This is a genomic window from Achromobacter spanius (assembly GCF_039673305.1).
Taxonomy (GTDB): domain Bacteria; phylum Pseudomonadota; class Gammaproteobacteria; order Burkholderiales; family Burkholderiaceae_B; genus Achromobacter; species Achromobacter spanius_F.
The window spans coordinates 1-9,013 of the sequence record NZ_JBDJLJ010000099.1; the positions used below are offsets into that span (position 1 = coordinate 1).

Here is a 9,013-nt window from a genome sequence, read left to right on the forward strand (position 1 = left end):
CGGCCCACACGCGCGCCAGTGCGCCGGCAGCCCGGCCTGCTGCGTCCGCGCCAGCCCGGCCCGCCGCGGCCGCCGGCTCCAATTCCGCCAACACCCGGCACTGATTCCCGAGGGACAGCCTTGCAAGCGCTGCCCTGACTCGGGCAGCCTTCGCATGGGCTGGTTCCGCTCGCGCGGCGTTCGCTCGGATGGTCCCGTCGCGGGCCGCCCTGACGCGGGCCGCCGCTTCCACTCCTGCTAGCAACGAATCTGGCGGCATTCGCCATACACCATGCCCGCCGGATGAGGCGTCCTGCGTGCCCACTCCAGTGGATGGGTGTGCATTTCGATTTCCAGTTCGAGCAACATGGGCAGCAGGCCCCGGGACCGTGCCTGCCCGGCATAGGTGTCCTCGCCGCGTCCCAGCAGGGCCAGGAGGGTGCGCAATGGGGGCAGCAGCGGTTTGTGCAGGTAGGTCAGGCGCAGCCTCAGCGTATTGGCGTGGAAGATGTCCTGGGCGCCAGGCAGCGGCGGCCGGTGCGCGTGCTGCAGGTCCTGGTAATCGTTGTCGATGGCGCGCAGCTCCGGCGCCGCCGCGACCTTCAGGCCGGGCCGCGCGTGCTGGCGAAATGACTGTTCGTCGGGCAGCAGCACCTCGATGCGCCAGGGGTGCGACCCCGTCAGCGCGGCAATCTCATCCATGGCGCGTTCCTGCCGGGCCTGCGCACCGGCCTCGCCCCGGGCGTCCGCGTGCAGCGGCAGCAGCGCGTGCAGGAAGGCCGACCGCATGCGCGCCGGATCCCCGTGGGCCGTGGCCCCGGCACGCGCCGCCTCCGTCAGCGCCAGGTGCGCGATCTGGCGCGCCCCGTGCCAACGGGCGGCTTCGGCGGCCAGCAGGCCCAGCAGCAGCACGATGGCGCCCGCCACGGCGAATTCGATGGCGGCGGCGCCCCGTTGCCGGCAGGCGGCGCGGGAACGGAAGGCAAAGAAAAGGGCGGTCATGGCTGCGCAGTGTGGCGCGCTCATGACCGCCCGTCGATGCGGACTATCCGGCGTGACGAAAGCGTGCCCGAGGACTTGCCCCGGGCGCCGATTTCAATGCACAGTCGGCGGCTCGTCTCCGGAGGCGGGCTGGTGCGGCGAGAACAGGGCCGCGCAATCGACGGCGTCGAACTTGTAAGGCTTGCCGCAGAAGTCGCACCCCACATCCACCTGTCCGCGTTCCTCCAGGATGCTGTTCACCTCTTGCTCGCCCAGCGAGCGCAGCATGTTCGCCACGCGCTCGCGGGTGCAGGGACAGTGCCAGCTTACCGGCAGGGGGTCGAACGCCACCAGCGTCTCTTCCCAGAACAGGCGATGGATCAGGGTGTCGATGTCGGTTGCCAGCATTTCGTCGCGCTTGAGCGTGCCAGCCAGCGCGGTGATGCGGTCCCAGGTTTCGGTGGCGGCCTGTTCGCTCAGGATCTGCGCGTCGGCGCCGCCGTGGTGCGGCAGGCGCTGGATGAGCATGCCGGCGGTATGTTCGGCATCCGCGGACAGCCACAGGCGAGTGTCGAGCTGCTCGGAAGCCTTCATGTAGTGTTGCAGGGCCTGGGCGACGGTGTCGCCTTCGAGCGGCACGATGCCCTGGTAGGGCTGCTGGCCAGGCAGCTTGCGCTGAGGATCCAGCACCACGATGAAGCGCCCGTTTCCGCCCGGATTCAGGAGGCTCTGCATGGTGCCGTCGGTGGGCACTTCATGGCCTTCGCGCACCTTGACGGTGGCGCGCAGGCTGAGGTCGGAACGGCATTCCACCACCAGCAGGGCGATGGGGCCGTCTCCCTGGATCTGGAGCACCAGCGAGCCGTCGAACTTGATATTGGCCGCGAGCAGGGTGGAGGCGGCCACGAGTTCGCCCAGCAGGTTGGTGATGGCGGGCGGGTAGTCGTGGTTGGCCTGGACGGCCTTCCAGGTGTCGTCCAGGCGCACCGCTTGCACGCGGACGCTACGGTCTTCGGTGAGGTATTTTTTGAGCTGATCGGTCATGCAGGAATGTTAGCCGATCAGAGGGGGGGATTCCCCCTGCTGCCAGCAGGGGGTTGCGCCGTTTGCGGGGGAGGGTCAGGCCAGCCGCTTCAGGGCCGTCTTGTACTGTTGGCCGCGCGCCACGTAATTGGCGGTGTTCTTGTGCATATTGACGATTTCTTCTTCCGAAAGCTCCCGGACGACCTTGCCGATGCCGATAACCAGCGAATTGTCCGGAATCACGCGGTCTTCCGGAATGATGGCGCCGGCGCCGATCAGGCAGTTGCGACCGATGACGGCATTGTTCAGCACGATGGCCTGCATGCCGACCAGGGCGCCTTCATGGATGGTGCAGCCATGCAGCATGGCCTGGTGCCCCACCGTCACGTTGGGGCCGATCGTCATGGGACAGCCCGCATCCACGTGCAGGACGCTGGATTCCTGGATATTGGTGCCCTGGCGGATCACGATGGCGTCGTTGTCGCCCCGGATCGACACATGCGACCAGATGCTGACGCCGGCCTCCAGCGTGACATTGCCGATGATGTCGGCACTGTCCGCCACATAGGACTGCGGATCGATGCGGGGAATGAGGTCGTTGAGCTGGTAGATGGCCATGCCTAGGTCTCCGGTTGCTGCGCCGGGGCGACAAGGGGCGCTCCAACGTCGGGATTGGCCACGCCGGCGCGCGCGCGCTCTTCCTCGCGCAGGCGCAGGACGCGGCGCTGGATCTTGCCGGTGGTGGTCATGGGCAATTCATCGACGAACTCGATTTCCTTCGGGTATTCGTAGGGCGCCAGGCGCTCGCGCACGTGCTCCTGCAGGTTCTCGATGACGTCGTTGCGGTCGCGGTGCGCGAATTCCGGCGTGAGCACCACATAGGCCTTGACCAGGGCGCCGCGCTCGGCGTCCGGCTTGGGCACCACCGCCGCGTTGGCGACGGCCGGGTGGCCGACCAGGCAGCTTTCGATCTCTCCGGGGCCGATCCGGTAGCCGGCCGACTTGAACACGTCGTCGGCACGGCCCGCATACCAGAGGTAGCCGTCGGCATCCACGGTGGCCAGGTCGCCGGTCAGGCACCAGTCGCCCTTGAACTTGGCCTGCGTGGCGGCTTCATTGCGCCAGTAGCCGAGGAACATCACCGGGTCGGGAAATCCGTGGATGTCCTGCCGGTTGACCGCGATCTCGCCGGTCTCGCCCGCAGCCACGGGTACGCCCGCGTCATTCAGCACGGCCACATTGTGGCCCGGGTAGGGACGGCCCATGCTGCCGGGCTTGGCGGGCCAGCGCTTGTTGCTGTTGCCCACCACGTAGTTCATTTCCGTCTGGCCGAACATCTCGTTGGGCGTGACGCCCAGCGCAGACTGGCACCATTCGAAGACGGTTTCGCCCACGCTCTCGCCCGCGCTCATGATGGAGCGCAGCGCAAGCTGATAGCGGTGGCGGGGCTCGGGCACCGCCTTCATCATCATCTTCAGCGCGGTGGGGAAAAGGAACGTGTTGGTGACTTGGTAGCGTTCCAGCAGTTCGAACGCGCGTTCGACGGAAAAGCGCCCGCGCGTGCCGACGATGGGGTGGCCGAAATACAGCGTGGGCAGCAACGCGTCCATCATGCCGCCGGTCCAGGCCCAATCCGCGGGCGACCAGAACACGTCGGCGGGCTTGGGGAACCAGTCCTGCGAGGCCACGAAGCCCGGCAGGTTGCCGATCAGCACGCTGTGCGGCAATAGGGCGCCCTTGGGGGCGCCGGTGGTGCCGGACGTGTAGAGCAGGATGGCGGGGTCCGACGAGCGCGTCTGCACCATCTTGAATTCATTGGGCTGGCGGGCCAGCAGGCTGCGCCAGGGCAGCACGCGTTCGTCCGCGAAACCGATGCCGATGATCTGCTGCAACGCCGGGCAGTTGTCGCTGACGGCCAGCAGGTTCGCGCTGGAGGCATGATCGACGATGGCGACCCGGGTTTCGGAGTCGCACAGGCGGCTTTCCAGCGCTTCGGGGCCGAACAGCGCCGACAGCGGCAACACCACGCCGCCCACGCTGTAGATGGCCATGTGCGCGACGACGGTCTCGGGGCGTTGCCCTAAAACCACACCAACCCGGTCTCCACGGCCCACCCCCATTTTGACCAGGCCGTTGGCCAACTGATTGGCGGCTTCCGCCAGCCTGGCGAAGGTCCAGACCTCGCGGTTGCCGGATTCATCTTCGTAGTAGATGGCAATGCGCCGCGCATCCGGACTGCTGGATGCCCAGCGGTGGCAGCACGCTTCCGCGATGTTGAACTGGGTGGGCACCAGCCAGCGGAATGTTTGGTAGAGCGCCTGATATTGGTCGTTCATGGCCCTATGTTGTGAGCACGTTGCAGCGTGAACGGGTCAGATCGCCCGTTACCCAGTTGCAAGCATGACCTAGAGGGGCGTGAACTGCAACATCCCCGTTGCGTAACGGGGACGCATACGGGTTATCACGGGTATTTGCCTTGCCGCCGAAGCGCCGAGGGAAGGGCGGGCAGCGTCAGGGAGCGGGGAGGGCGGCTGGCGGGGTCGCGCTGGCGTTCCGCCTGCAGCACGGCCCAGTCCAGCAACTGGAGCTGGCCGTCGTGGGTTTCCGCCAGGGCGGTCAGGCTTTCCACCCAGTCGCCGTCGTTGCAGTAAAGGATGCCGCCCACGTCGCGCAGTTCGGCCTTGTGGATGTGGCCGCAGACCACCCCGTCCAGGCCCCGGCGACGGGCTTCGCCCGCCAGCGCTTCCTCGAAATCGGTGATGAACGAAACGGCGTTCTTGACCTTGTGCTTCAGATATTGGGACAGCGACCAGTAATGCATCCCCAGGCGGTGGCGCAGCCGGTTGAAGTGGTGGTTGATCCACAGCGCCAGCTGATAGAGGCCGTCGCCCAGGTGCGCGAGCCAGCGGCTGTGCTGGATCACCCCGTCGAACTGGTCGCCGTGCAGCACCAGTAGCCGCAGGCCCTTGGCCGTCACATGGATGTCCTCGTCAAGGACTTCGATGTCGCCGAAGGCGAAACCCGCGAACTCGCGGGCGAATTCGTCGTGATTGCCGGGAATGAACACGACCCGGGTGCCGTTGCGCGCCTTGCGCAGGATGCGCTGGATGACGTCGTTGTGGGCGCGGGGCCAGTGCCAGTGCTTGCGCAATTGCCAGCCGTCTACGATGTCGCCTACCAGGTACAGGGTGTCCGACTCGTTGTGGTCCAGGAAGTCGAGCAGGAATTCCGCCTTGCACCCGGCGGTGCCCAGGTGAATATCGGAAATCCAGAGGGCGCGCCAATGTGCGGGTTGGATTTCAGTCACGGTCGCTTCCCTGTGGGCAGTGGTCATGCTTGGGAATGAGACCACCTCGCGATGACGCGAGCGTGACGAATCCGTGACGCAGTTGTGAAGGCGGCGGCGCGTCCGCGACGCCGCCGTCACGGGGACATATCAGGGGTCTTATTCCGCCTTTTTGCCGCGCAACAGCTTCCACAGCCCGCCGCCCATCGCCGCCGCGGCCAGGATGCCGACCTTGGCGAACTTGGCGAGGAAAGCGGCGATCACCGCGAACAGCCCCAGCTTCTTGGCGGCCACGCCCGCCACCAGCGCCGCCAGACCGTACTCCGCGACCTTGTCGGTGGATGAGTCGAAATCGGCGTAGCGCTTGCCGTCGACGTAGTGCAGGTTGTCCAGCAGCGCCAGCACGGCGGATTTATCCATCGGCACCCGGTCCTTCTGGGTGATCAGGTCCAGCGTGATGTAGCCGTCGCGGCCCAGCGCGTAGGTGTTGTAGTTGACGGTCGGGTCTTCGTCGGCGCCGGCGCCCTTGTGCTTGGCGGCCACCGACCAGACCAGGCGTTGCGTATTGCTGTCGTACTTGGGCGATTCCACCCAGCCGTCCACGGTCAATTCGGGAAAGCCGCGCTTTTTGCGTTCCTCGTTGGAGGCTTCCGTGCCTTCGCGCAGGCTGTCCAGCAGTTCGCTGACGTTCCAGTTCCTGGCGTCGTCGTCCTTGATATACCCCGCCTTGTCGAAATTCACCGTGACGACCCAGTCTTCCTCGTCGCTCTTGGGCATCACGACGCCCAGCAGCGACGGGTCCTTGCCGTTGCCATAAGCCTGCATCAGCCGTTCGGCCTGCGGGCGGGGCACGAAGAACATGTTCTGCGGCAGCTTCAGGGTCGCCTGGTCGCCCAGCGTCACGTCGGTCGGACCCTGCCGGGCGGCGGCGAATGCAGCCTTGGATGCCGATTCGATTTCCTGCTGGGCGGATGCGTTCTGGGCGGACGCTCCCGCATGCAGGCATAGCAGCGCGCTGGCAAGGACCAGCGGCAAGCGGGAAAGAAAAGCGCGCATGATGTTAAGGCCTCAAATAAATGGGGCCTCATTGTCTTCGGGGTCTCCTGTCAGTTTTCTGAACACTCACCCAAAGTCACGATGGCGTCTGCGACTTGAAACTAATCGTGTCTGCCTGACTCGGCAGAAAAGGTTCAGCGCACCTTGCGGCCCTTGGCCTGCGGCGCATTGCGCAGGCGAGTGCCGAGGATCCGGTCGTGCAGGAATTGGCCGTCGGGATCAAGCCATGACCAGATGAAGATCGTGAAGGGCGCGGCGACGATGAACATGTCCATGGACGGCCAGCCGGTCGCGACGGCTCCTGCCCAGACCAGCGCCGCGCCCGCCAGCACCAGCGGCCAGGCCAGGACGTAGCGCAGGATCAAGCGCCCGGTGGAAGGGGTGTTGCCGTCGCGGTCGACGAGCCGGATGTTCCAGGTCTTCATGGGCAGCGTCTGGCCCCGCCGCCGCCAGCACAGCACGAAATACGCGCCGATCGCGATGAACAGCCACGCCTGGCGCGCGGCGCGCAGGTCGAGCGCGCTCTTGCTCTGGGTCAGCGTATCCATCAGATAACCCGCCAGGAACACCACGCCGAACAGCAGCACGGCTTCATACATCATGCAGGCAAACCGGCGCAGCCGATTGGGGGTCTGGTCGAGGGGGGCGTCGTTCATGGACCCGTATTATCCATAAATTGGCGCCCCGGGGTGAGGCTCCCGCATCGCGGACGTTGCGCGTGCTTGCTGCGGCGCAAGGCGGTGATTCTTGCCCGGCCTCGTAGTTAAGTTTCCCTCGTACGTACGAAAAAAAACCCGCCGGTAAGGGCGGGTCTATAAAAGGGGCTATGCAGCCCCCAAGGGGAAAATCTGTCGGACCCGAAGGTCCAGGCCTTGCTTAGGCGGCGGAGTGCGCGTTCTTGGCGCTCGTCTTGCCGGCCAGGGCCTTGATGCCGTGGGCCAGCTTACGCAGGCCTGCAGCCAGCGCCCGCATCGGGTGCGGACGGAATTGTTCTTCAATTGCCTGGAGCATCAGTTGGCGCTCGAGTTCGTCGGTCAGGCGGATGGTGTTGTTCGGGTTGATCACAATAGCCTCCACGGGCTTGCACAGTTGTTTGCTACTAGGGATTACCCGAATTATAGGGTTTACCCTGAAACTGTGCAAGAGGGAGGTGCAAGCTGGTGCAACCTGGCAACACCTTGGTGCTGATAATGCCCCAAAACCGCGCGGCGGGGCACCATAAGCAAAGATAGGCGCGGCATGTTGCGGCGCTTTTACAACGCGCTGCAAAGGCTGCCGCTCCAGGCGGCAGCCTCCGGATTGCCTTCGGCCGGATCAGGCGTCCCGGTAGCCGGCGGCCACCAGTTCGAAGCCGAACAGGCGGCAATCGAGCGAACCGTTGTGCAGCGGCACGCGGCGCTTGGGCTTCAGGCGCATCTGGTTGGGCAGCGTCAGGTCGCTGGTGATGACGTGCAGTTGCCAGCCCGCGAAGTTGCGCTTCAGGCAGGTTGCCCAATCGCGCCACAGGTCCGCTTCCTGCTCGGTATCCATCCGTTCGCCGTACGGCGGGTTGGTGACGATCCAGCCGTGGTCGGCGGGTGCCGTCACGTGGCGGGCGTCGCCGACTTCGAATCGGATCGAGTCGGCCGTGAGCCAGGCCCGTTCCGCGTTGTTGCGGGCGAATTCGATGGCTTGCGGATCGAGGTCGTAACCCACCAGCGGCGCCTCCAGCTGGGGCAGGATGCGCGCGCGGGCGTCTTCCTTCAGGTCGCGCCAGCGATAGGCGTCGTGGTCGCGCAGGCGCTCGAAGCCGAACGGGCGGGAAATGCCGGGAGGCACGCCCAGCGCGATCCAGGCCGCTTCGATGAGGATCGTGCCCGAACCGCAGAACGGATCGAGGAGCGGCGCGGCCGGATCCCAGCCCGCCAGCGCCAGCATGCCCGCCGCCAGGTTTTCACGCAGCGGCGCTTCACCCTTGTCCAGGCGCCAGCCGCGCTTGAACAGGGATTCGCCGGAAGTGTCCAGGTAGAGCGTGGCGGTATGGCCCGTCAGGAAGAGGTGGACGCGTGCGTCCGGGCGCACCGTGTCGATGCTGGGGCGTTCGCCTTCGAGTTCGCGCAGGCGGTCGCAGATGCCGTCCTTGGCGCGCAGGTTGCAGTACTGCAGGCTCTGTACGGGGCTCTTGATGGCCGACGTGTCGACGCGCAGCGTCTGTTCGGCGCCGAACCAGCGTTCCCAGGGCGTGTCGCGGGCCAGGTCCAGGATGTCGTCTTCGTGCGAGATTTCGGCGTGCGCGACCTGCACCAGGATGCGGGTCGCCAGGCGCGAATACAGGTTGGCGCGCTGTACGCCCGGCCAGTCGGTGGTGAACGAGCAGCCAGCGCGGCGGGCTTGCGCGTCTTCGTAGCCCAGCGCCTGCATTTCCGCGGTCAATGCCTCTTCCAGGCCTTGGGGGCAGGGGGCGAAGACCGTGAAGATTTCGGGTTGGCGGGATTCGCGCGGCCGGCGGCTGCGGGTTTCGACGGTCGGGGCGGCGCGCTCGCGCGGAAAATCGGGTTCTTGCGCGAATTCCGTCCTTTCCGAGTGCTCGGGTTCGGGTGCGAACTCGGGGGCGGGGCCGTCATCCTCGAAGGGGTCGTAGAAGCGGCCCGCCGGCGTCGCCGGAGCGATGTATTGATCGTCGCGCAGGCGCGGCGCGCGCTGCGGGGC

9 protein-coding genes are annotated in these 9,013 nt (G+C 66.2%); all 9 read right to left on the minus strand.

From position 1 onward, the window contains the following. Positions 1 to 237 precede the first annotated feature (237 nt). The 9 genes from ABE485_RS30515 to ABE485_RS30555 all read right to left on the minus strand — a co-directional run bounded on the left by ABE485_RS30515 (position 238) and on the right by ABE485_RS30555 (position 8,974). Entirely contained in the window at positions 238 to 981 is a 744-nt protein-coding gene (locus ABE485_RS30515) for a TadE/TadG family type IV pilus assembly protein (protein WP_346518993.1), read from the minus strand. 93 nt (positions 982 to 1,074) lie between these two features. Beyond that, the gene (gene hslO, locus ABE485_RS30520) at positions 1,075 to 2,004 is read right to left on the minus strand and encodes an Hsp33 family molecular chaperone HslO (RefSeq protein WP_346518994.1); all 930 of its coding nucleotides are present in this window, start codon (positions 2,002 to 2,004) and stop codon (positions 1,075 to 1,077) included. A gap of 75 nt (positions 2,005 to 2,079) precedes the next feature. Beyond that, positions 2,080 to 2,601, minus strand: coding sequence for a gamma carbonic anhydrase family protein (locus ABE485_RS30525; RefSeq protein WP_346518995.1), 522 nt, complete (start codon positions 2,599 to 2,601; stop codon positions 2,080 to 2,082). Between the two features lie 2 nt (positions 2,602 to 2,603). Further along, positions 2,604 to 4,319, minus strand: a complete 1,716-nt coding sequence (locus ABE485_RS30530) for an acyl-CoA synthetase (protein ID WP_346518996.1) — start codon at positions 4,317 to 4,319, stop codon at positions 2,604 to 2,606. Between the two features lie 125 nt (positions 4,320 to 4,444). Next, positions 4,445 to 5,317, minus strand: coding sequence for a UDP-2,3-diacylglucosamine diphosphatase (locus tag ABE485_RS30535; protein WP_346518997.1), 873 nt, complete (start codon positions 5,315 to 5,317; stop codon positions 4,445 to 4,447). Positions 5,318 to 5,428: 111 nt separating this feature from the next. Then, a complete protein-coding gene (locus ABE485_RS30540) occupies positions 5,429 to 6,325 on the minus strand; it encodes a DUF2167 domain-containing protein (protein WP_346518998.1) in 897 nt (298 codons plus the stop codon). A 134-nt stretch (positions 6,326 to 6,459) separates the two neighbouring features. Beyond that, positions 6,460 to 6,981: an RDD family protein gene (locus ABE485_RS30545; RefSeq protein WP_346518999.1), complete on the minus strand. Its 522-nt coding sequence runs from the start codon at positions 6,979 to 6,981 to the stop codon at positions 6,460 to 6,462. Between the two features lie 220 nt (positions 6,982 to 7,201). Continuing rightward, a complete protein-coding gene (locus ABE485_RS30550) occupies positions 7,202 to 7,390 on the minus strand; it encodes a hypothetical protein (RefSeq protein ID WP_008161862.1) in 189 nt (62 codons plus the stop codon). Between the two features lie 249 nt (positions 7,391 to 7,639). Further along, positions 7,640 to 8,974, minus strand: coding sequence for a THUMP domain-containing class I SAM-dependent RNA methyltransferase (locus tag ABE485_RS30555; RefSeq protein WP_430795486.1), 1,335 nt, complete (start codon positions 8,972 to 8,974; stop codon positions 7,640 to 7,642). Between the last annotated feature and the right edge of the window lie 39 nt (positions 8,975 to 9,013).

What these genes read in the sequence shown, in the direction of transcription:
- ABE485_RS30545 (WP_346518999.1), bottom strand. Translation starts at nt 6,981, where the DNA reads ATGAACGACGCCCCCCTCGACCAGACCCCCAATCGGCTGCGCCGGTTT.
- ABE485_RS30515 (WP_346518993.1), bottom strand. Translation starts at nt 981, where the DNA reads ATGACCGCCCTTTTCTTTGCCTTCCGTTCCCGCGCCGCCTGCCGGCAA.
- ABE485_RS30530 (WP_346518996.1), bottom strand. Translation starts at nt 4,319, where the DNA reads ATGAACGACCAATATCAGGCGCTCTACCAAACATTCCGCTGGCTGGTG.
- ABE485_RS30540 (WP_346518998.1), bottom strand. Translation starts at nt 6,325, where the DNA reads ATGCGCGCTTTTCTTTCCCGCTTGCCGCTGGTCCTTGCCAGCGCGCTG.
- ABE485_RS30535 (WP_346518997.1), bottom strand. Translation starts at nt 5,317, where the DNA reads ATGACCACTGCCCACAGGGAAGCGACCGTGACTGAAATCCAACCCGCA.
- ABE485_RS30525 (WP_346518995.1), bottom strand. Translation starts at nt 2,601, where the DNA reads ATGGCCATCTACCAGCTCAACGACCTCATTCCCCGCATCGATCCGCAG.
- hslO (WP_346518994.1), bottom strand. Translation starts at nt 2,004, where the DNA reads ATGACCGATCAGCTCAAAAAATACCTCACCGAAGACCGTAGCGTCCGC.